Annotated in this window: 20 protein-coding genes; 14 read left to right on the top strand and 6 right to left on the bottom strand. The window is 72.7% G+C overall.

The genetic code is table 11. The annotated features are described in order from the left end of the window. Window positions 1-4: 4 nt before the first annotated feature. Window positions 5-496, top strand: coding sequence for a hypothetical protein (locus ABIH81_RS24425; RefSeq protein ID WP_349877215.1), 492 nt, complete (start codon window positions 5-7; stop codon window positions 494-496). 77 nt (window positions 497-573) lie between these two features. Here ABIH81_RS24425 and ABIH81_RS24430 read toward each other — a convergent pair whose 3' ends face one another. Beyond that, a complete protein-coding gene (locus ABIH81_RS24430) occupies window positions 574-984 on the bottom strand; it encodes a DUF2267 domain-containing protein (protein ID WP_349877216.1) in 411 nt (136 codons plus the stop codon). Between the two features lie 169 nt (window positions 985-1153). Beyond that, window positions 1154-1828 (bottom strand): GntR family transcriptional regulator, encoded by a 675-nt coding sequence (locus tag ABIH81_RS24435; RefSeq protein WP_349877217.1) that lies wholly within the window; start codon window positions 1826-1828, stop codon window positions 1154-1156. Between the two features lie 157 nt (window positions 1829-1985). On the opposite strand from ABIH81_RS24435, the gene ABIH81_RS24440 reads away from it, so the two are divergent. The 7 genes from ABIH81_RS24440 (at window position 1986) to ABIH81_RS24470 (ending at window position 10412) form a co-directional block, all read left to right on the top strand. Beyond that, window positions 1986-3185, top strand: a complete 1200-nt coding sequence (locus tag ABIH81_RS24440; RefSeq protein ID WP_349877218.1) for a CoA transferase — start codon at window positions 1986-1988, stop codon at window positions 3183-3185. 9 nt (window positions 3186-3194) lie between these two features. Beyond that, on the top strand, window positions 3195-5270 hold the full coding sequence (locus ABIH81_RS24445; RefSeq protein WP_349877219.1) for a hydantoinase/oxoprolinase family protein: 2076 nt from the start codon (window positions 3195-3197) through the stop codon (window positions 5268-5270). A gap of 2 nt (window positions 5271-5272) precedes the next feature. After that, complete coding sequence (locus ABIH81_RS24450) at window positions 5273-7144, top strand: hydantoinase B/oxoprolinase family protein (RefSeq protein ID WP_349877220.1); 1872 nt, start codon at window positions 5273-5275, stop codon at window positions 7142-7144. Beyond that, window positions 7141-7767 (top strand): isochorismatase family protein, encoded by a 627-nt coding sequence (locus ABIH81_RS24455; RefSeq protein WP_349877221.1) that lies wholly within the window; start codon window positions 7141-7143, stop codon window positions 7765-7767. Before ABIH81_RS24450 ends, ABIH81_RS24455 begins: the two co-directional genes overlap by 4 nt. Further along, entirely contained in the window at window positions 7764-8663 is a 900-nt protein-coding gene (locus ABIH81_RS24460) for a hydroxymethylglutaryl-CoA lyase (protein ID WP_349877222.1), read from the top strand. Before ABIH81_RS24455 ends, ABIH81_RS24460 begins: the two co-directional genes overlap by 4 nt. 89 nt (window positions 8664-8752) lie before the next feature. Continuing rightward, window positions 8753-9484, top strand: coding sequence for a class I SAM-dependent methyltransferase (locus ABIH81_RS24465; protein WP_349877223.1), 732 nt, complete (start codon window positions 8753-8755; stop codon window positions 9482-9484). A 37-nt stretch (window positions 9485-9521) separates the two neighbouring features. Beyond that, the gene (locus tag ABIH81_RS24470) at window positions 9522-10412 is read left to right on the top strand and encodes an arginase family protein (protein WP_349877224.1); all 891 of its coding nucleotides are present in this window, start codon (window positions 9522-9524) and stop codon (window positions 10410-10412) included. On the opposite strand, the gene ABIH81_RS24475 is transcribed toward ABIH81_RS24470, so the two are convergent. Beyond that, window positions 10409-10822 carry an NUDIX domain-containing protein gene (locus tag ABIH81_RS24475; protein WP_349877225.1) on the bottom strand — a complete coding sequence of 138 codons (414 nt, stop codon included), beginning with the start codon at window positions 10820-10822 and terminating at the stop codon, window positions 10409-10411. The genes ABIH81_RS24470 and ABIH81_RS24475 overlap by 4 nt on opposite strands. 249 nt (window positions 10823-11071) lie before the next feature. Between ABIH81_RS24475 and ABIH81_RS24480 the strand changes: the two genes are divergently transcribed. Together ABIH81_RS24480 and ABIH81_RS24485 are read left to right on the top strand one after the other, a co-directional pair. Then, on the top strand, window positions 11072-13183 hold the full coding sequence (locus ABIH81_RS24480; protein ID WP_349877226.1) for a PQQ-dependent sugar dehydrogenase: 2112 nt from the start codon (window positions 11072-11074) through the stop codon (window positions 13181-13183). A gap of 21 nt (window positions 13184-13204) precedes the next feature. Continuing rightward, window positions 13205-14149 (top strand): sugar phosphate isomerase/epimerase, encoded by a 945-nt coding sequence (locus tag ABIH81_RS24485; protein WP_349877227.1) that lies wholly within the window; start codon window positions 13205-13207, stop codon window positions 14147-14149. A 152-nt stretch (window positions 14150-14301) separates the two neighbouring features. On the opposite strand, the gene ABIH81_RS24490 is transcribed toward ABIH81_RS24485, so the two are convergent. Continuing rightward, window positions 14302-14811 (bottom strand): pyridoxamine 5'-phosphate oxidase family protein, encoded by a 510-nt coding sequence (locus ABIH81_RS24490; RefSeq protein WP_349877228.1) that lies wholly within the window; start codon window positions 14809-14811, stop codon window positions 14302-14304. A 39-nt stretch (window positions 14812-14850) separates the two neighbouring features. Next, on the bottom strand, window positions 14851-15873 hold the full coding sequence (locus ABIH81_RS24495; RefSeq protein ID WP_349877229.1) for a LacI family DNA-binding transcriptional regulator: 1023 nt from the start codon (window positions 15871-15873) through the stop codon (window positions 14851-14853). A 102-nt stretch (window positions 15874-15975) separates the two neighbouring features. Between ABIH81_RS24495 and ABIH81_RS24500 the strand changes: the two genes are divergently transcribed. The 4 genes from ABIH81_RS24500 to ABIH81_RS24515 all read left to right on the top strand — a co-directional run bounded on the left by ABIH81_RS24500 (window position 15976) and on the right by ABIH81_RS24515 (window position 20364). Continuing rightward, entirely contained in the window at window positions 15976-17127 is a 1152-nt protein-coding gene (locus ABIH81_RS24500) for a Gfo/Idh/MocA family oxidoreductase (RefSeq protein WP_349877230.1), read from the top strand. Beyond that, window positions 17124-18287, top strand: coding sequence for a dihydrodipicolinate synthase family protein (locus ABIH81_RS24505; RefSeq protein ID WP_349877231.1), 1164 nt, complete (start codon window positions 17124-17126; stop codon window positions 18285-18287). The genes ABIH81_RS24500 and ABIH81_RS24505 overlap by 4 nt, the downstream gene beginning before the upstream one ends. Next, window positions 18284-19123, top strand: coding sequence for a sugar phosphate isomerase/epimerase family protein (locus ABIH81_RS24510; RefSeq protein WP_349877232.1), 840 nt, complete (start codon window positions 18284-18286; stop codon window positions 19121-19123). Before ABIH81_RS24505 ends, ABIH81_RS24510 begins: the two co-directional genes overlap by 4 nt. A gap of 74 nt (window positions 19124-19197) precedes the next feature. Then, complete coding sequence (locus ABIH81_RS24515) at window positions 19198-20364, top strand: SGNH/GDSL hydrolase family protein (protein ID WP_349877233.1); 1167 nt, start codon at window positions 19198-19200, stop codon at window positions 20362-20364. An 88-nt stretch (window positions 20365-20452) separates the two neighbouring features. Here ABIH81_RS24515 and ABIH81_RS24520 read toward each other — a convergent pair whose 3' ends face one another. After that, window positions 20453-20878: an integrase gene (locus ABIH81_RS24520; RefSeq protein WP_349877234.1), complete on the bottom strand. Its 426-nt coding sequence runs from the start codon at window positions 20876-20878 to the stop codon at window positions 20453-20455. Window positions 20879-20918 lie beyond the last annotated feature (40 nt).

Consider the following 20918-nt stretch of genomic DNA (forward strand, 5'->3'; position numbering starts at 1 on the left):
CGCCGTGCCCGACCGGCCCCTCGAACTGTCCCGGCGCGACGACGGCTTTGCCGTCACGGCCCGCTGGAACAGCGACACCGGATCGCACGAGATCAACGGCCCGGACGAGGTCGTCATCCGCATCTCCGACGAGGCAACCCCCGAGGTACGCCGGCACGGCATCACGTCGTCCGTCCTGCACCGGATCGGCCGGCAGGTCGACGACATGGTGGCGGAGTTCCACGACATGCCCAGCGCCGGCGCCTACCAGGTGATGGTGGGCCGCTACATCGAGCGGCGACTCGCCGAGCTGGCCCAGGCCCGCGGTGCGACCGCGAACGGGTTCGAGGCCGACCTGCTCGCGGTCTACGAGGACCTCGCCAACCGCCGGCACGCCGACCCGCTCGGTGCTCTCGCCACCGCAACCGGCCGGACCCGCGCAGCTCTCGGCCGCCTGCTCGACGTGGCTCGTCAACGCAACGACCAGGAGGGACCGTCACGTGAGCACCTCACATAATGCCTCGGTGACCTCGTCAGCGCAGGGCCGCGTGTGGGCGGAGGTCTTCCCCCGCAGCCGAATCTCACCCCAACGCGCTACGAGCCGCGGCGCCGCCCGCCACCGGCCCCCACCGGTTCGATCACCTGCGAGAACTCCTCGGGAAGTTGGGCCATGGCGTCCTCGAACTCGTCTCGGGTCACGGCCTCACGTAGGGTGGTGAGCACCGCGCGGACCCCGGCACCGGCGACCGCACGGTCGACCCCCGGACGATCCCCCACCCGCTGCACGAATTCGTCGAGCCCGAACGCGGCGGCCATTTCCCCTCCGAGCGGTCTGCTCAGGTGATCGGCAAGTCGATCCGGAAGCTGATAGGCGAGGTCCTCAGCCTGGCCGGCGCTGATCCGATCCGCCAACGTCTCCAACGTCACGCCGGTCAGTGTCGCCGCCTGATCGGTCGAAACCTTTGCTCGCGTGGCCACTGCATCAACGAAATCCTCGTATTCCACCTGATTCCCCTCTCCGGCCAGATCACCGTCGAACGGCTGGTACGCATCACATCGCTTCGTTGAGCGAACTGGTACCTGAACAGCCTGCTAGGACGGAGGGTGAGCCGGCCTCATCCCCATCGGGCGAATCACCACCGCGCCGAACCTGACGCAGGCGGCCTACACCACGTCACAGGTCGTGATCCGGGCGGATGGAATGCCATGCCGCCCGCACGTGGCTGCGCATGACCGATTCGGCCCAGTCGGGGTCGGCCGCGGTGAGTGCCGCCACCAGTTCGTGGTGGTGAGCCAGGCTGCGGCGCAGGGCCTCGGGGCTGTAGTGGGAGAAGGTCCGCCAGACGAGCGGCATCTGGATCACCGAGGAGACGACGCCGGCGAGGCGGCTGTTGTCGGACGCCTCGAGGATCATCCGGTGGAACTGGTTGTTCAGCTCGGTGAGCTGGTCCACGTCGGTCGGTCGTCCGCCCGGCGCGACCTCGTCCATCCGGTGGGCCAGCGCGTCGAGCGCGGCCACGTCGACGGTGCCGGTGGTGGCCGCCAGTCGACAGCCCCAGGGCTCCAGCACCGACCGCAGGCTGAAGATCTCGTCGAGATCGTGGATGCTCCAGGCCTGGACCTGCACGCCGCGGTTGCGTTCGTGGCGGACCAGCCCCTCGGCGGTGAGCCGCCGGAGCGCCTCCCGGACCGGTGTCCGGCTCACCCCGATCGACTCGGCCAGCTCGCCCTCACGAAGCCACTCGCCGGCCGAGCGCTGCCCGGACAGGATCTGTTCCCGGATCAGCCGGTAGGCGTGGTCGGCGGCGTGGCCGTTGTCGGCCTCCCGCAGCCCGGTGCGGTCACTCATGATGCTCCGCACGGTAACAACGCGGCAGGTTGTATGCAATGAGCCCACGGACCATTGACAGCACGAGCGGCACAAGCCTACTTTCCCCGCACAGGCTGATGTAACGACGGTCACAGGTCCGGCTGATTGCATGCAAAAGACGCTGATTGAGGGATGCATGACCACTCCACTGCCGCTTGACGACGTCCGGGTGATCGAGCTCGGCCAGCTACTGGCGGGACCGTTCTGCGGCCAGCTCCTGGGTGACTTCGGCGCCGAGGTGATCAAGGTCGAGGACCCGGGTCAGGGTGACCCCATGCGGCAGTGGGGACGCGAGAAGCCGTACGGGAAGTCGCTCTGGTGGCCGGTGGTGGCGCGGAACAAGAAGTCCGTGACCGCGAACCTGCGGACCGCAGAGGGACAGGACCTGGTACGCCGGCTCGTCGCGCGGGCGGACGTGTTGATCGAGAACTTCCGGCCGGGCACGCTGGAGCGGTGGGGCCTCGCCCCGGAGCGCCTGTGGGAGATCAACCCCGGCCTGGTCGTCACCCGGGTGACCGGCTTCGGCCAGACGGGCCCCTACTCCTCCCGCGCCGGATACGGCTCGATCGGTGAGGCGATGGGCGGGATCCGGTACGTGACGGGCGACCCGGATCGCCCCCCGGCCCGAGCGGGCGTCTCCCTGGGCGACTCCCTCGCGGCGACGTTCGCCTGCCTGGGCACCCTGGTGGCGTTGCACCAGCGCGGACGCACCGGCCGGGGCCAGGTGGTGGACTCGGCCATCTACGAGGCCGTGCTGGCGATGATGGAGTCACTCGTCCCCGAGTACCAGATCGCCGGCTACCAGCGGGAGCGGACCGGGACGACCCTGCCGAACGTGTCCCCGAGCAACGTCTACCCGACCGCCGACGGCGAGATGGTGCTGATCGCGGCGAACCAGGACACGGTGTTCCGCCGCCTTGCCGAGGCGATGGGACGGGCGGAACTGGCCACCGACGAGAGGTACGCCACGCACGGCGCCCGCGGGCGGTGGATGGAGCAGCTGGACGGCCTGATCGCCGAGTGGAGCTCCACGCTCGCGTCCGACGACCTGCTCGAGCGGCTGCACGCGCACGGCGTGCCGGCGGGCCGCATCTTCCGGGCCAGGGACATGCTCGTGGACCCGCACTTCGCCGCGCGGGAGGCGATCGTCCGGCTGACCCATCCGGACCTCGGCGAGTTCGCCATGCACAACGTCGTACCCAGGCTCTCCGACAGCCCGGGCCGGGTCCGGCACGTCGGCCCCGAGCTCGGCGAGCACAACGAAGACATCTACCGCGACCTGCTGGGACTCGACGACGACGCGATCGCGTCGCTGCGTTCCGCCGGCGTCATCTGAGGAGGAACCATGACCTACCGGCTCGGTGTGGACGTGGGGGGAACGTTCACCGACATCCTGCTGATCGACGAGGCGACGGGAGACACCTACCGGGCCAAGACCTCCTCCACGCCCGAGGACCAGTCCATCGGGGTGCTGCGGGGCATCGAGCGGGCCTGCGCGGCGGCCGGCGTGCCCATGTCGGAGATCGCCGAGGTGTTCCACGGCACCACGGTCGCCACGAACGCGATCCTCGAGGGCAAGGGCGCCCGGGTCGGGCTGGTCACCACCGACGGCTTCCGGCAGGTGCTCCAGATCGCCCGGTCGTTCGTGCCGGGGGGCCTCGCCGGCTGGATCATCTGGCCGAAGCCGGAGCCGCTGGCGGCCCTGGAGGACACCGTGGAGGTACGCGGCCGGATCGGCGCCGACGGCGCGGTGGTGACCGCACTCGACGAGGCGGACGTCCGCGCGAAGCTGCGCAGGCTGCGTACGCAGGGCATCGAGGCGTTGAGCGTCAGCCTCATCAACTCCTACGCCAACCCGGAGCACGAGCGCCGGGTGGCCGAGCTGGCCGGCGAGGAGCTTCCGGGCGTACCGGTGTCGTTGTCGTCGTCGGTGCTGCCGGAGCTGCGCGAGTACGAGCGGACCATCACCACCGTCGCGAACGCCGCCGTGCAGCCGCAGGTGGCGCGCTACGTGGCGAACCTCGAGGCGCAGCTGCGCGAGTCGGGGGTGGACGGACGGCTGTGCATCCTGCGCAGCGACGGCGGTCTGGTCTCCGCCTCGGTCGCCGCGGACAACCCGGTGAACCTGCTGCTGTCGGGCCCCGCCGGCGGGGTGACCGGGGCGACGTGGGTGGCGGAGCAGGCGGGCTACCGGGACTTCCTGACCTTCGACATGGGCGGCACCTCCACCGACGTCGCGTTGGTCCAGGGGTTGTCGCCGCGGGTGGGTCGGGAGACCACCGTCGGGGACCTGAAGGTGCGGGCCACCTCCGTCGACGTTCGGACGGTGGGCGCCGGAGGCGGATCCATCGCCCACGTGCCACCGCTGACCCAGGCGCTGCGCGTGGGCCCCCAGTCGGCCGGCGCCGCCCCCGGCCCGGCCGCGTACGCGGCGGGCGGCGACCAGCCGACGGTGACCGACGCGAACGTCGTGCTCGGCTACCTGCCCACCGACCTGGCCGGGGGCGAGATCAGGCTGGACCGCGCGGCGGCGCGGGCGGCCGTGAAGTCGATCGCTGACGCCACCGGGCTGGAGTCGGTGGAGGCCGCCGCCGCGGGCATCATCGACATCGTCAACGAGAACATGTTCGGCGCGCTGCGGCTGGTGTCGGTGCAGCAGGGCTTCGACCCGCGCGACTACGCGCTGGTGGCCTTCGGTGGTGCCGGTCCGCTGCACGCCAACGCCCTGGGCAGGCTGACCGGAGCCTGGCCGGTGATCATCCCGCCGTCGCCCGGGGTGCTGTGCGCCTACGGCGACGCGACGACCAACCTGCGGGACGAGTCGGTGCGGACGCTGGTACGCCGCTTCAGCGAACTCACCGACGAGAGCCTGCGCGCCGTCCTGGACGAACTCGCCGGCAAGGCGTGCGCCACCCTCGGCGAGCAGGGCGTCCCCACCGAGGATCAGCGGGTCGTCTACTCCGCCGACCTCCGCTACCACGGACAGGGTTTCGAGATCCCCGTGGCCGTCGACATCGACGCCTTCGACGGGACCGGCGGTGGGCTCGCCGCCCTGCGGTCGGCGTTCGACGCCGATCACCAGCGACTGTTCTCCTTCGTCCTGGACGCCGAACACGAACTGGTGACCGTCCGGGCCACCGCGCACGGTCCGCGGCCGCAGGTCGCCGCGCCCGAGGTCGAACCCGGCGACGCGGACCCGAGCCCCGCGCTGCGGGCCCACCACCGCATCTGGGTCGACGGCGCCGAGGCCGAGGCCGGCGGCTACGACCGGGCCCTGCTGCGCGCGGGCAACGTCGTACCGGGCCCGGCGATCATCACCGAGATGGACTCCACCACCCTCGTTCTGCCCGGGCACACGGCCACCGTGCACCCCAGCGGCAGCCTCCTCATCCGTCCCGTCGACACCACCACGGAGAGCTGACCATGGCACGCCTCATCGAGACCGCTACCGGACCACTTCGCTCCGTGGACGTCGACGTGGTCACCCTCGACCTGATCGAGAACGGGCTGCGCAACGCCCGCTACGAGATGGACGAGGTGCTCTTCCGGACCGCGCTGTCGCCGGGAATCCGGGAGCAGCACGACGAGTTCCCGCTGATCGCCAACCGCGACGGGAAGATGATGGTGGGACAGTTCGGGCTGTCCATCCCCGACTTCCTGGAGAACTTCGACGGCGACATCGAGGAGGGCGACGTCCTGCTGACGTCGGACCCGTACTCCTGCGGCGCCGCGATCAGCCACGCGAACGACTGGCTCGTGGTGCTGCCCATCTTCTTCGACGGACGGATCGTGGGCTGGGCGGCGATGTTCGGGCACATGTCCGACGTCGGCGGCAAGACCCCCGCGTCGATGCCGACCGACGCCCGCACCATCTTCGAGGAGGGCGTGGTCATCCCGCCCTTCAAGCTGTACCGCAAGGGGGTGCTCGCCGAGGACGCCCTGCGGATCATCCTCAACCAGGTGCGCAAGCCCGACTGGAACCGGGCGGACCTCAACGGGATCGTCGCGGCCTGCCGGACCGCTTCCCGTCGGGTCCAGGAGATGTGCGCCCGGTTCGGGGTGGACACCTACAACTCCGCGCTCGACCAGCTCCTCGACCGCAACTACCGGGCCATGAAGGTGTTGCTCGAGGCGGTGTTCGCCGAGGGCGAGACGCTCTCGTTCACCGACTACATCTGCGACGACGGGCTCGGCTACGGACCCTACGAGCTCAAGCTCAGCCTGACCCGGAACGGCGAGAAGGTGCTGCTGGACTTCACCGGCAGCAGCCCGCAGGCGCAGGGCCCGATCAACTACTACATCAACGAGAACCTCGTCCGGATGTTCTTCGGGATCTACATGATCACCGTCGCCGACCCGCAGATCCTCTGGAACGACGGCTTCTACCCGCTGGTCGACGTCACGATCCCCGACGACTCGTTCTGGAAGCCCGCGTACCCCGCCGCCCTCAACGCGCGCAACCACGGCATCGGACGCGTCTTCGACCTGTTCGGCGGCCTGCTCGGCCAGACGAACCCCGGGCTGCTCAACGCCGCCGGATTCTCGTCGTCACCGCACTTCATGTATTCGGGCACCTACGGGCCCGGTGAGCGCAAGGGCGAATGGTTCCAGCTCTACTCCATCGGATTCGGCGGCATCCCGGGCCGGCCCGTGGGAGACGGCCCGGACGGCCACTCGCTGTGGCCGTCGTTCGTCAACATCCCGTGCGAGTACCTGGAGTCCTACTACCCGTTGCGCATCGAACGCTGGGAGACCATCGCGGACACCGGCGGCGCTGGACTGCACCGCGGCGGGAACGGCGTCGACGTGGCCTACCGGTTCCTGGAGGCCGGCACGATCGCGATCCACGACGACCGCTGGCTGACCTATCCGTGGGGGGTCAACGGCGGCGAGCCGGGTGCGCGTGGCCGCAAGTGGCTCGAACGCGCCGACGGCGGCACCGAGATCCTGGGCAGCAAGGTGCACGACGTGCCCGTGGCCCCGGGGGACGTGCTGCACTTCGTCACCTGGGGCGGCGGCGGGTGGGGTGACCCGCTCGCCCGCGACCCGGAACTGGTCGGCCTCGAGGTCCGCCGGGGCCTGGTCACCCCCGCGGGCGCCCGTCGCTACGGCGTGGTCTGCGACGAGGCCGGCGCCGTCGACGTCGCGGCCACCGAGGAGGTACGGGCCGAGCTGCGCCGCGGACGCCCCGACCCCCTGCCCACGTTCGACATGGGGCCGCCGATCGAGACGGTCCTGGACCGGTGCCTGGAGAAGACGGGCCTTCCCGCTCCCCGGCCGCCCGTCGCCCGATGAACCCCGCTCCGGCCGGCAGCGACGACGGATTCGGGGGTGCGCTCCCGCCCGGCGCCCGTCCCGCCGTGCTCGCCATCGACCTGATGCGGGCCTACTTCGACCCGGCCAGCCCGCTGTGCCTGCCGTCCACCGACTGCCTACGGCCGGCCGGCCGGGTCGTCGCCGCGGCTCGCGGCCACCGGATCCCCGTGCTGCACACCCGCGTCGCCTACGGGCCCGGCGGTGTCGACGGAGGTCTGTTCGTCCGGAAGGTCCCCGCCCTCCGGCAGCTCGTCGACGGCGGTGGCGCGATGGGGCAACCGATGCCAGAGGTCTCCCCCGCCGACGACGAGCTGGTGCTGGTCAAGCAGTACGCCAGCGCCTTCTTCGGCACGTCCCTGGCGTCCACCCTGCGCGCGGCGCACATCGACACCGTCGTGCTGGTCGGCGTCAGCACGAGCGGTTGTGTGCGCGCCACCGCGGTGGACGCGATGCAGCACGGTTTCGTCCCGCTGGTGGTCCGGGAGGCGGTCGCGGACCGCGCCGCCGGCCCGCACGAGGCGAGCCTGTTCGACCTGCAGGCCAAGTATGCCGAGGTGATCAGCGAGGCCGACGCCGTCGCCTACCTGTCGGAGGACCGATGACCGCCGGCATCGACATCGTGGAGGTGTCGCCCCGCGACGGCCTGCAGAACGAGTCGACGGTCCTCACCACCGACGACAAGATCGAGCTCGTCGACCGGGCGGTACGGGCGGGAGCCCGGCGGGTCGAGGTGACCAGCTTCGTCAACCCCGCCCGGGTGCCGCAGATGGCGGACGCGGACGAGCTGATGGCCGCGGTTCCCCGCCACGCCGGCGTCCGGTACGCGGGCCTGGTGATGAACCGCCGCGGCCTGGACCGGGCGCTGGACGCGGGCGTCGACGAGATCAACGTCGTCGTCGTGGCCACGGACACCTTCTGCGGCCGCAACCAGGGCATGACCACGGCGCAGGCGTGCGACACGGCGGCCGAGCTGGTGCGGGCGGCCGGCGCGGCAGGGGTGTTCACGACGGTGACCGTCGGCGCGGCGTTCGGGTGTCCGTTCGAAGGCGAGGTTCCGCCGGGCCGATTGCGGGAGGTACTCACCCGGGTGCGGGACGCCGGCCCCGACGAGCTGGCTCTCGCCGACACCATCGGGGTGGCCGTACCGTCCGACGTCACCGACCGGTTGGCGCTCGCCCGGGAGGTCACGCAATCGCGGACACCACTGCGGTTGCACCTGCACGACACCCGGCACACCGGCGTGGCCAACGCGGTCGCGGCGGTCCAGGCGGGCGTCACCACCCTCGACGCCAGCATCGGCGGAGCCGGCGGCTGCCCGTTCGCGCCGGCGGCGACCGGAAACGTCGCCACCGAGGATCTCGTCTACCTCTTCGACCGGATGGGGCAACCCACCGGTCTGAACCTGGAGGAGATCACCTCGACCGCCTCCTGGCTGGAACGCAGACTCGGTAAGCAGCTCCCGGGCGCGCTGCTGCGGGCGGGGGCTTTTCCCGCCTGAGCCTGGGCGGCGAGCAGCCGACCGCGGTGCGGTGCGTGGTGCGCCACAGTGCTTGCTCCGCCGGCCCGCCGCATAGTTGGCTGAGCGGCATGGCCCGCATCGCCTACCACGACGCGGACGCCGAGGCGTTCGCCGCCACCCGTCACCTCACCGACGACGGCCTCACCGCCTGGCGCGCCTCCGTCACCCGCCACCTCGACCCGCGTCCCGGTATGCGCGTGCTCGACCTGGGCGCCGGCACCGGCAGCTGGGCCCACGCCTTCACCACCTGGTTTCCCGGCGTCGAGGTCGTCGCCGTCGAACCGTCGGCGGCGATGCGCACCCGCTGCGCGTTCGCGCCGGTCGTGGCCGGCGACGCCGGGCACATCCCGCTCGCGAGCGACAGCGTCAACGGCGCCTGGCTGTCCACAGTCATTCATCACGTGCCCGACCTGGCCACCGCGGCGCGCGAGCTGCGCCGGGTGCTGCGGCCCGGAGCCCCGGTGCTGATCCGGTCCGCGTTCGCCGGACGACACGAGGCGATCACGCTGTTCGACTACTTCCCCGAGGCGGTCCGCGTGCTGGACACGTATCCCGGGATCACCGACGTCGAGGCCGCCTTCGCCGCCGCCGGGTTCGCCACCGCGGTGGTCGAGCAGGTTCCGCAGGTCACCGCGCCGTCGCTGCGGGAGGCGGCGGCCGGCCTGCGCCGGGAGGCGCACACGCCGCTTCAGCTCATCACCGATGCGGAGTACGCCGCGGGCGTCCGGCGGTTGCGCGAAGCAGCACAGGCGGACACCGGGCCGGTGATCGACGCGCTGGACCTGCTGGTGCTGCGCTGATCCCAGTGTCAGGTCCACCCGAGGTTAGGGTGGGGCGATGGACCCTCGTCAGTGGACGGTCGTCGGGGCGCCGTCGAGCGCTGGCGCCCACACCCCGGGCATCGAGCGCGCACCCGCCGCCCTGCGCGCCGCCGGCCTGCTCGACCTGCTGGGCGCCGATGCCGAGGACGCCGGCGACGTGCCGGGCTTCCGGTGGCGGCCGGATCCGTCGTACCCCCGAGGTCAGAACGCGGGCGCGGTGGCTGCCGTCGCCTCGGCGGTGGCCGACCGGGTCGCGGCGGCGGTACGCCGGGGGCGTGCGCCGCTGGTGCTCGGCGGCGACTGCACAGTGACTGTCGGCCTGGTCGCGGGTTGCGCGCGGGCCGGGCTGGCACCGGCGCTGGTCTACGTGGACGGCGGCCCGGACCTCTACACGCCGGTGACCCGCGCGAACGGCAACCTGGACGCGATGGGGCTGGCGCACATGCTCGGGTTGCCGGGGACGCTGCCCGAGGTGGCGGGCGTCGGGCCGGAGGTGCCGCTGCTGTCGCCGGAGCGCGTGGTGGTGTACGGGGACTCGCTGCCCCGGGGTGACCACGAGCGCGAGCTGGTGGCGGAGCTGGGGCTTGCCTACGTGCCGGCCGACGAGGTGCACGCCGACGCGCGGGCGGCGGCGCGCCGGGCCCGGTCGGTGGCCGAGGGCGCGGCCGACCGGTTCGTCGTGCACTTCGACGTGGACGTGCTGAGTTTCGTGGACGCGCCGCTGGCGGACGTGCCGGAGCCGTTCGGGCTCAGCCTCGGCGAGGCGGCGGCGACGCTTGCGGAGCTGGCGGCGAGCCCGCGGTTCGCCGGGCTGTCGGTCACCGAGATCAACCCGGATCATCTGCCCGACGACGAGCTGCTCCCCCGGTTCGCCGGCGTGCTGGCCGCGGCGCTGACCGCAGGCTAGGCGGTTTCCGCGAGGTGCAGCGGCAGCACCTTGGCCGCGCTCACCGCCAGGTCCCGGTCGAGCACCTGGTCACGCGGCACGAAGACCATCGCCTGCCCTTCGCCGAGCACCACGTCCTCCTGCCGGGCGTCGGTGGCGCCGCGGAAGACGTACACGGTGACGGTGTGCGCGAAGCCCTCCTCGTGCGGGCGGGGCCCGCTCCACAGCAGGTGCAGCTCACCGGCGGTCAGCCCGGTCTCCTCGCGTAGCTCGCGCCGGGCGGCCTGCTCCGGTGCCTCGCCGGGCTCGATGCTGCCGCCGGGCAGGCTCCACTGGTACGGGGACACCGGCGCGTTGCCGTCGCGGTGCTGCATGAGGATCGCGCCGGTCGGGTCGACGAGCAGGACGAGAGCGACGTCGTAGCGGGCCACGTCCCGAGCATGCCATGCGGCACCTCCGGAGGCGGTCCGCACTTTCGTCCAAGCTCGACGAAAGTTATAGCGGCACCGATGAAAGCTATAGACATATCGACATGGCTTTTGTAGCGTCGGCGCCAGGCGATGACGTTTCGCCCCCACTCCTCCCACCTCCCGGCGTGGCGTAGCCGCCGTGCCCGCACCACCCGCGAAGGAGAACCGGCCCCACCACCTGCCCGACCCGTCCCCAGCAAGGAGAGGCAGTTGACCAGACGATTCGCGCTCGCCGTGGCCACTCTCACCGCCACGGCCCTCGTCGCCACCCCCACCGTCGCCACCGCCGCCCCCGCCACCGCCGCCCCACCGCCGGACAGCGACTTCCAGAAGGTGACCCTCAACGACACTCCCGGTGAGCCGATGGACCTGGCGGTGCTGCCCGACCGCCGGGTGCTGCACGTGACCCGCGCCGGCGAGGTCTGGCTGCACAACCCGGCGACCGGCCGCAACACGATCGCCGCCACGCTCGACGTCTACCGCCACGACGAGGAGGGCCTGCAGAACGTCGCCGTCGACCCGGGCTTCGGCCGGGGCGGCAACAACTGGGTCTACCTCTACTACTCCCCGCCGATGAACACACCCGTCGACGACCCGGCCACGCCGGACGTCAACGAGGGCGACGCGCCCGGCTGGGGCACCGCCGAGGACTTCGCGCCGTTCCGGGGTGTCCTGCGGCTGTCCCGGTTCCGGCTGGTCAAGGACACACTGGACCTGCGCACCGAGCAGAAGATCCTCGACGTGCCGGTGGACCGGGGCATCTGCTGCCACGTGGGTGGCGACATCGTCTTCGACGCCAAGGGCAACCTCTACCTGTCCACCGGCGACGACACCAACCCGTTCGAGTCCGGCGGCTACACGCCGATCGACGAGCGGCCCGGCCGCAACCCCGCGTACGACGCGCAGCGCACCTCGGCCAACACCAATGACCTGCGCGGCAAGATCCTGCGGATCCGGGTGGGACCGAACGGGTCGTACACGGTGCCGGACGGCAACCTGTTCCGCCGGGGCACGGCGGGTACCCGCCCGGAGATCTACCTGATGGGGCTGCGCAACCCGTTCCGGATCGAGCTGAACCGCACGACCGGTGAGCTGTACGTGGCGGACTACTCGCCGGACGCGCGAGCGGCGGACCCGAACCGTGGACCGTCCGGGCACGGCAAGTGGCTCGCCACCCGCAAGCCCGGCAACTTCGGCTGGCCGTACTGCGCCACCGACGCGCTGCCCTACGTCGACTACGACTTCGCCACCGGGCAGTCCGGGGCGCCGTTCGACTGCGCCGCGCCGGTGAACGAGTCGCCGCACAACACCGGGCTGCGCAAGCTGCCGCCGGTGCAGAAGCCGCAGGTGGCGTACACCTATGGCATCTCGCCGCAGTTCCCGGAACTCGGCAACGGCGGCATCGGCCCGATGGCCGGCCCGGCGTACGAGTTCGACCGCCGCGCCACCCGGGGCCGCACCGCGGTGGCCTGGCCGTCGTACTACGACGGGCTTCCGCTGTTCCACGAGTGGACCCGCGACTACGTCAAGGCGTTCCGGCAGGACGCCCGCGGCGCGGTGACCGGGATCGAGCCGGTGCTGCCCTCGGTCGTCTTCGACAACCCGATGGACCTGGAGTTCGGCCCGGACGGCGCGCTCTACGTGCTGGAGTACGGCGACGGCTACTTCAGTGAGAACCCGGACGCGCAGCTCGCCCGGATCGACCACATCGGCTTCACCGGCAACCACACGCCGGTGCCGCAGGCGTCGGCCACGCCCACCGCCGGGGTGGCCCCGCTGACCGTCACGTTCTCCAGCGCCGGCACGACGGACGCCGACGGCGACGCACTGCGCTACGAGTGGTATCTGGACGACGACGACCGGGTCGACTCGCGGGCGCCGAACCCGACGTTCACCTACCGGGAGAACGGCCTCTACCGGGCCACCCTGAAGGTGACCGACCGGGCCGGCCGGTCCGCGTCCACCGAGGTACGGATCGCGGTGGGCAACGCCACGCCGGTGGTGGAGCTGGTGAACCCGGTCGAGGGTCAGCCGTTCTCGTTCGGCGACACGGTGACCTTCGAGGTACGGGTCACCGACGACCAGCCGGTCGACTGCGCCCGGGTCACCGTCACCTACATCCTCGGCCACGACAGCCACGGCCACCCGCAGACCACTGCCAGCGGCTGCACCGGCTCGATCACCACCACCGTCCCGGAGGGCCACGACCCGGAGACCGACAACCTCACCGGTGTGTTCGTGGCCAGCTACACCGACACCGGCAGCGACGGCCTGCCCGCGCTGACCGGCACCGACCAGGTCGTCCTGGTCCCGTCCGCCTGACCTCGGGAAAGGAGTACGACCATGTGCTACGGACATGACGGACACGCCGCGCTGCGGCAGTCGCTCGACCGGCGCGACCTGCTGCGCGGCTCACTGGCCGCGTTGGCCGGAATCGGGCTCGCCACCGGGCTCGGCGCGACGGCGGCCCAGGCCGGCGGCGGGCACCACCACGGCCGGCGCCCGGTGCCGAAGGAGCTGATCAGCCTCCAGCTCTGGACGGTCCGCGACGCGCTGAACGGCTCGCCCGGCTACGACGCGACGCTGGCGCACCTGGCCCGCATCGGCTACCCCCGGGTCGAGCTGGCGCTCGGCTACTTCGGGCGTACCGCGCGGGAGCTGCGCCGATTCCTGGACGGCATCGGCATCAAGGCCAGCTCCAGCCACGACGGCATCGCCGCCGACGCCGCCGCGCTGGAGCAGAAGATCGCGAACGCCCGTACGCTGGGCCAGCGCTTCATGGTGGTGCCGTACCTGAACTCCGACCGCGAGGACGACTGGAAGCGCTGGGCGGAGCAGATGAACGTCGAGGCCGCCGCCGCGCGCAAGGCGGGCCTGCGGTACGGCTACCACAACCACGCGCACGAGTTCACCATCGACTTCGGCAACGGCCGCCGGCCGTGGGACGTGCTGACCGAGGAACTCGACCCGCGCCTGGTGCACCTGGAGATCGACATCTACTGGGCGGTCACCGGCGGCATCAACTCCGGTGACGGCGTCGACGACCCGGAGGGTTTCACGCTCGACGTGATCCGCTCGGCGCCGCAGCGGGTGTTGCAGTACCACGTCAAGGACCGCGACCCGGCCACCGGCGACATGGCCGACCTGGGCACCGGGATGATCGACTTCGCGCGGATCTTCCGGGGACACCAGGTGATGGAGTACATCGTGGAGAACGACACGCCGGACGTGACGCCGCAGCGGACCGCCGAGGTGGGCTACCGCTACCTGCGCCGCCTGCGGTTCTGACGCCCGTTCGCGCCCGCCGGGACCGGCTCACCACCGGCCCTGGCGGGCGCGCGCGGACCGCCGCCGGACGTGACACGCCCGGCGTCTCGGCCATGGGTGTCGAGCCCCGGGCGACACCCGCCGCGACACCACCGCACGAACGGCGGGCGGCGTCAGCGACGCCAGTGCTGACGCGGGGCGTAGCCCTCGCGGCGCAGCCAGTGTTCGGTGTAGACGATCCGGTCGGCCTCGATCACGACGAGCGGGTCCTCGGGCGGCTCGGACAGCGACCGGCCCCGCTCGGCGTGCTCGTTCTCCCAGCGGAACGCGGCCCAGTGGTGAGCCCGGTCGGGGTGGTCGGGGGCGAGCACCCGGGCGGTGCCGAAGATCTGCGCGCCGCGGCTGCTGGCCAGCCCGACCAGCGGCGCGAAGACGCCGACGGAGACCCGCGGATCGGCGGCGATGTTGCGCATCTTCGGTGAGCGCGGCGCAGCGGTGAACATCAGCGTGAAGCCGAGCGGGTAGTAGCGCACCGGCGTGGCCAGCGGCCCGTCCGGCCCGGCCGTGGCCAGCACGCACATGTTCTGCGACGACAGCAGGTTGAGGATGCGTTCCTCCAGGCGGTCCCGGTCCAGCTTCCTCGTCGGCGCCGGCCCGGTCAGCCAGGGGTTCGTCAACGGCACGGGGTGTCCTCGATCATGACGGCACCCTACCGGCCGGGCTCAGGCGCCGGCCGGCGCGGTGCTGGCCCGCATCACCACCTCGCCGGGCAGGCGCACGATCCGGCGGCGGCGACCGGTGTTCTCGGTCAGGGCGAGTTTCATCGCCTCCTCGCCCAGCCGGTGCAGCGGCAGCGCCACAGTGGTCAGCGGCGGGGTGAGGTCGCGCACGACCGGGATGTCGTCGAATCCGGCGACCGAGACGTCGCCGGGCACCGACAGCCCGCGGTCGCGCAACGCCGCGTACGCGCCGACGGCCATCACGTCGGTGCAGGCGAACACGCAGGTGGCGCCGAGCCCGCGGTCGAGCAGCTCGGTCATCGCCCGGTAGCCGCCGTCGCGGGTGAACGCCGCCTCGGCCACCGCAGCCGGGTCGAGCGGCACACCGGCGGCGGCCAGCTCGTCGCGGAACCCGCCGAGCCGGTCGGCGACAGTGGTCAGCTCGGGCGGGCCGGAGAGCACCGCGAAGCGGCGGTGCCCCAGGCCGAGCAGCGCGCGGGCCAGCTCGGCGGCGCCGGCCCGGTTCTCCGGCAGCACACTGTCGACCTTCAGGGTGCGGTGCCGGCTGACCACCGCGACCCGGCCGCCGCCGTCGAGGTAGGGCGCCAGCTCGGCGGCCATGGCCCGCTCCCAGCGGGGATCCTCGAACCCGGAGCCGATGAGCAGGATCGCCGGTGCGCGTTCGGCGCGCAGCATCGACACGTACGCGATCTCGCGTTCCGGGTCGCGGAACGTGCTGGCGAGCATGACCAGCAGGTCGTTGTCGGCGGCGACGCGCATGACGCCGCCGGCGACGGCGGCGAAGTAGGGGTCGGTGACGTCGTGGCAGACGACGCCGACGCTGCGGCGGGACGCGCCGGCCAGCGCGCGGGCATGGGCGTTCGGGGTGTACGCGAGGCGCGCGGCGGCGGCCAGGACACGGTCGTGCAGGTGCGGGGTGACACGCCTGCCGTTGAGCGCCCGGGAGGCGGTGGCCAGTGAGACGTCGGCCGCCCTGGCCACGTCTTCCAGCGTCACGTGCGACATCGATGCGTCTCCCTGCGGAACGTCTTGACCCGGTGTTCCGGCGTGGCTACGGTAGCACCCTGAAAGCGCTTACTGAAAGCGCATTCACCGCCGGGAGGCACAGTGGAACGCACGTCCGTCGGCATCATCCTCAACGGCGTCACCGGCCGGATGGGTTACCGGCAGCACCTCGTCCGGTCCCTGCTGGCCATCCGCGAACAGGGCGGCGTGCCGGCCCGCGACGGCAGCCGCATCTGGCCCGAGCTGACCCTGGTGGGCCGCGACGAGAACCGGCTCGCCGAGATCGCCGCCCGGCACGGGCTGCCCGCGTACACGACGGACCTGGACGCGGCGCTCGCCGACGACGCCCACCGGATCTACTTCGACGCGCAGGTGACCACCGCGCGGGAGAAGGCGATCCGGGCGGCGATCGAGGCCGGCAAGCACGTCTACACCGAGAAGCCGCTCGCCGAGGGGTTCCTCGCCTCGCTGGAGCTGGCCCGGCTCGCCGCCGCCAAGGGCGTCCGCACCGGCGTCGTCCAGGACAAGCTGTTCCTGCCCGGCCTGCGCAAACTCAAGCGGCTCGTCGACGGCGGCTTCTTCGGCCGGATCCTGTCGGTGCGCGGCGAGTTCGGCTACTGGGTGTTCGAGGGCGACTGGCAGGCCGCGCAGCGCCCGAGCTGGAACTACCGCGCCGAGGACGGCGGCGGCATCACGCTGGACATGTTCCCGCACTGGCACTACGTGCTGGAGCAGATCATCGCCCCGGTCACCGCCGTCACCGCTGTCACCGCCACGCACATCCCCGAACGCGTCGACGAGACCGGCGCCCGTTACCGGGCCACCGCCGACGACGCCGCGTACGGCATCTTCGAGCTGGCCGGCGGCATCATCGCGCAGATCAACTCCTCCTGGGCGGTCCGCGTGCACCGGGACGAACTGGTCGAGTTCCAGGTCGACGGCACGCACGGCAGCGCTGTCGCCGGGCTGCGCGACTGCCGCATCCAGCACCGGGGCGCCACCCCGATGCCGGTGTGGAACCCCGACCTGCCGGCCACCGAGCCGTTCCGCGCCCAGTGGCAGACCGTGCCCGACAACGGCGAGCACGACAACGCGTTCAAGGTGCAGTGGGAGGCGTTCCTGCGCCACGTCGTCGACGACGAGCCGTTCCCGTGGGACTTCCTGGCCGGCGCCCGGGGCGTGCAACTGGCCGAGGCCGGGCTGCGCTCGGCCCGCGAGGGGCGGCGGGTGACGATCGAGGAGATCCCCCTGTGAGCACACGCATCACGCTGCCCGCTCCGGGCGGCGGCACCGAACGGCTGACGCTGCGGGAACCCCCCGCCTGGCGACGGCCGTCCAGGCCACCGGCCGGCCGGATCGCGTACGCGGCGGCGCACGTCGTCGCCGACCCGTACGCCGACAACTCCCCCGGCCGCCCGGCGCACCTGGACTGGGACGCGACGCTCGCGGTGCGGCGCGACCTGTGGTCGTGGGGCCTCGGCGTGGCCGAGGCGATGGACACCGCGCAGCGCGGCATGGGGCTGGACTGGGCGGCCACCCGCGAGCTGATCCGGCGCAGCGCCGCCGAGGCCGCCGCGTGCGGCGGGCGCATCGTCGCCGGGGCCGGCACCGACCAGCTCACCGATCCGCCCGGCACGCTCGACGAGGTCGTCGCCGCGTACGCCGAGCAGGTCACCGTCGTCCGGGAGTACGGCGCCACGCCGGTGCTGATGGCCAGCCGGCACCTCGCCGCGCTCGCCACCGGGCCGGACGACTACCTGCACGTCTACGAGCGGGTGCTGCGGGAGGCCGGCGCGCCGGTGGTGCTGCACTGGCTCGGCGACATGTTCGACCCGGCGCTGTCCGGCTACTGGGGCTCGACCGACCTGGACGAGGCCACCGCCACGTTCGCCGCGCTGGTGCACGCCCACACCCACCTGGTCGACGGGGTGAAGGTGTCGCTGCTCGACGCCGGCCGGGAGGTGCGGCTGCGGGAGCTGCTGCCATCCGCGGTGAAGGTCTACACCGGCGACGACTACCACTACCCGGAGCTGATCGAGGGCGACGGGAAGCGGTTCAGCCACGCGCTGCTCGGCGCGTTCGCGGCCGTCGCCCCGGCCGCGTCGGCGGCGCTGGGACGGCTCGACGCGGACGACCCGGCCGGGTTCCGCGCGATCCTCGGCCCGACGGTGCCGCTGTCCCGGCACCTGTTCGCCCCGCCCACGCCGTACTACAAGACCGGCATCGCGTTCCTGTCCTGGCTCAACGGGCGGCAGCCCGGCTTCACCATGGTCGGCGGCCTGCACGGCGGGCGCGGCGTCCCACACCTGGTCGAGGCGTTCCGGCTGGCCGACGCCGCCGGGCTGCTGCGCGACCCGGAACTGGCGGCGCGGCGGATGCGCGCGTACCTCGACGTCGCGGGCGTGCCCGGATGACCGCCGCCCCCCGGCTGGCCCGGCTGTCGCTCAACCAGCGCACCACGCGGCGCTGGTCGGTGGCGGAGGCGGTCGGCGGCTGCGTGCGCGCCGGGATCCCGGCGATCGGGCTGTGGCGCGAGCCGGTGGCCGAGATCGGCGTACCGGCCGCGGCGCGGCTCGTCGCGGACGCCGGGCTACGGGTGTCGTCGCTGTGCCGGGGCGGGTTCCTCACCGCCGCCGACGCCGCCGGACGGGCCGAGGCCGTCGCGGACAACCGGCGCGCGATCGACGAGGCCGCCGAGCTGCGTGCCGCCTGCCTGGTGCTGGTCGTCGGCGGGCTGCCGCCCGGCTCCCGTGACCTGCCCGGCGCCCGGCGGCGGGTCGCCGACGCGCTGGCCGAGCTGGCGCCGTACGCCGGTGAGCGCGGCGTACGCCTCGCGCTGGAGCCGCTGCACCCGATGTACTGCGCCGACCGGGCGGTGCTGTCCACGCTCGGGCAGGCGCTCGACCTGGCCGAGGCGTTCCCGTCCGAGCAGGTCGGCGTCGTGGTGGACACGTTCCACGTCTGGTGGGATCCGGACGTGTGGCGGCAGGTCGCCCGCGCCGGAACCCGGATCGCGAGCTTCCAGGTCTGCGACTTCCTCACCCCGCTGCCGGCCGACGTGCTGCTCGGCCGCGGCATGATGGGCGACGGGCACATCGACTTCCCGCCGCTGCGCCGCGCGGTGGAGGCCGCCGGGTACACCGGCGACATAGAGGTGGAGATCTTCAACGCCGAGGTGTGGGCCACCGACCCGGACCGGGTGCTCGCCACCATGACCGCCCGGTACGTGGAGCGGGTGCTCGCGGACTGACCCGGCGTCACGAGTCCGGCCTGTCGGATGAATCAGGTGGCCACTCCCCGGGATCCGGGGGCAGGATCGGGATCATGGCATCCCCGCACATCACCACCCCGATCACCCCCGGCCTGCTGCGCGGCGCGCTCGACCTGGAACAGACCGCGGACGGGGTGCTGCCGCACCGGCTGCCCGCGTGGGCCCGGGCGCAGAACACCGACCCGCAGCTGATGACGGCGGAGGCGATGCCGTCGGGCGTACGGCTGGTCTTCCGTACCCGCGCCACCACCGTCGAGCTGGACGTGCTGCCCACGAAGATGGTCTACCGGGGCACCGGGCCGCGCCCCGACGGCCGCTACGACCTGGTCGTCGACGGCCGCCTCGCCGGTCAGGCCACCGCCGGTGGCGGCAAGGTGCTCACCATCGACCTCGCCACCGGCACCTCCGGCGTCGAGCCGGGTCCGGTCGGCACGGTGCGCTTCACCGACCTGCCCGCCACCGACAAGGAGGTGGTGATCTGGCTGCCGCACCGGGAGATCACCGAGCTGGTGGCGCTGCGCACGGACGCGCCGGTCGAGCCGGCCGACGCGGATGGCCGCCGGGTGTGGCTGCACCACGGCAGCTCGATCAGCCACGGCTCGGACGCGGAGAGCCCCACCGGCACCTGGCCGGCGATCGCCGCCACGCTCGCCGGCGTGGAGCTGGTCAACCTCGGGTTCAGCGGCAGCGCGCTGCTCGACCCGTTCACCGCCCGCGCGATGCGGGACACCCCGGCCGACCTGATCAGCGTCAAGATCGGCATCAACGTGGTGAACAGCGACCTGATGCGGTTGCGCGCGTTCGGCCCCGCCGTGCACGGCTTCCTGGACACGATCCGGGAGGGGCATCCGCAGACCCCGCTGCTGGTCGTGTCGTCGATCCTGTGCCCGATCCAGGAGGACACGCCCGGCCCGGGCGCGGTCGAGTTCGTCGACGGGCGGGTGCGGTTCCGGGCCACCGGCGACCCGGCCGAGGTGGCCACCGGCCGGCTCACGCTGCGCGTCATCCGCGCCGAGCTGGCCCGGATCGTGGCGTCCCGGTCCGCGGCGGACCCGAACCTGCACTACCTCGACGGGCTGGAGCTGTACGGCGAGGCCGACTACGCCGAGCTGCCGCTGCCCGACGAGCTGCACCCCGACCCGGCCGCGGACCGCCGCATCGGCGAGCGGTTCGCCGCGCTGGCGTTCGGACCGAAGGGACCGTTCGCCGCACCGGAGTGACGGACACCCACCCGCGGCGCTCGCCGGCGGCGCTGGAACAGTGAGGTGCCGGACCTCGTCGCGCGCCCACGCGCCCGGCGAGGTCCGGTCAGCCGCCGTTCGTGGCGGCCCACGCCGACGCGACGCGCCGCGTCGGGTCGCCGCCCTCCGGTCCGCGCAGCCGGTCGGTGAGCAGGAAGCCGGGCAACCGGAACCGGGATGCGTGCTCCCGCTCCGCAAGCGGGTACGTGCCGCCGCGCCGCTCGGGCTGCCAGCCGTGCCGCAGGGCGTACTCGATGACGGCGCGTACGTCGGCAGAGGTCGGGTAGGCGTCGTCGACGGCACAGGGCGACCAGCGTGTTCCCCACGTGGTCGACAGCAGATCCGCCTGGAGCGCCTGGCCCGTCTTCCCGCCGCCCCAGGTCCGGAGCCGGATGCAGCGGTGGCAGTCGGCGTCGCCCCGCACCTGGCGGGTCTCCGCCCGCCAGGTGAAGGCGCGCCCGTCGATCCACAGTCGCCGCAGTCGGATGCGCACGGCCCCGATCATCCGGGACGGCGCCCGCCGCCGCGACGGG

Origin of the sequence: Micromonospora sp. HUAS YX12, assembly GCF_040215685.1 — a bacterium.
GTDB lineage: Bacteria > Actinomycetota > Actinomycetes > Mycobacteriales > Micromonosporaceae > Micromonospora > Micromonospora tulbaghiae.

Bases quoted from the DNA above. Each gene is read 5' to 3' on its own strand.
- ABIH81_RS24435 (WP_349877217.1), bottom strand. From the start codon at position 1,828: ATGAGTGACCGCACCGGGCTGCGGGAGGCCGACAACGGCCACGCCGCC.
- ABIH81_RS24440 (WP_349877218.1), top strand. From the start codon at position 1,986: ATGACCACTCCACTGCCGCTTGACGACGTCCGGGTGATCGAGCTCGGC.
- ABIH81_RS24445 (WP_349877219.1), top strand. From the start codon at position 3,195: ATGACCTACCGGCTCGGTGTGGACGTGGGGGGAACGTTCACCGACATC.
- ABIH81_RS24450 (WP_349877220.1), top strand. From the start codon at position 5,273: ATGGCACGCCTCATCGAGACCGCTACCGGACCACTTCGCTCCGTGGAC.
- ABIH81_RS24455 (WP_349877221.1), top strand. From the start codon at position 7,141: ATGAACCCCGCTCCGGCCGGCAGCGACGACGGATTCGGGGGTGCGCTC.
- ABIH81_RS24460 (WP_349877222.1), top strand. From the start codon at position 7,764: ATGACCGCCGGCATCGACATCGTGGAGGTGTCGCCCCGCGACGGCCTG.
- ABIH81_RS24465 (WP_349877223.1), top strand. From the start codon at position 8,753: ATGGCCCGCATCGCCTACCACGACGCGGACGCCGAGGCGTTCGCCGCC.
- ABIH81_RS24470 (WP_349877224.1), top strand. From the start codon at position 9,522: ATGGACCCTCGTCAGTGGACGGTCGTCGGGGCGCCGTCGAGCGCTGGC.
- ABIH81_RS24485 (WP_349877227.1), top strand. From the start codon at position 13,205: ATGTGCTACGGACATGACGGACACGCCGCGCTGCGGCAGTCGCTCGAC.
- ABIH81_RS24495 (WP_349877229.1), bottom strand. From the start codon at position 15,873: ATGTCGCACGTGACGCTGGAAGACGTGGCCAGGGCGGCCGACGTCTCA.
- ABIH81_RS24510 (WP_349877232.1), top strand. From the start codon at position 18,284: ATGACCGCCGCCCCCCGGCTGGCCCGGCTGTCGCTCAACCAGCGCACC.
- ABIH81_RS24515 (WP_349877233.1), top strand. From the start codon at position 19,198: ATGGCATCCCCGCACATCACCACCCCGATCACCCCCGGCCTGCTGCGC.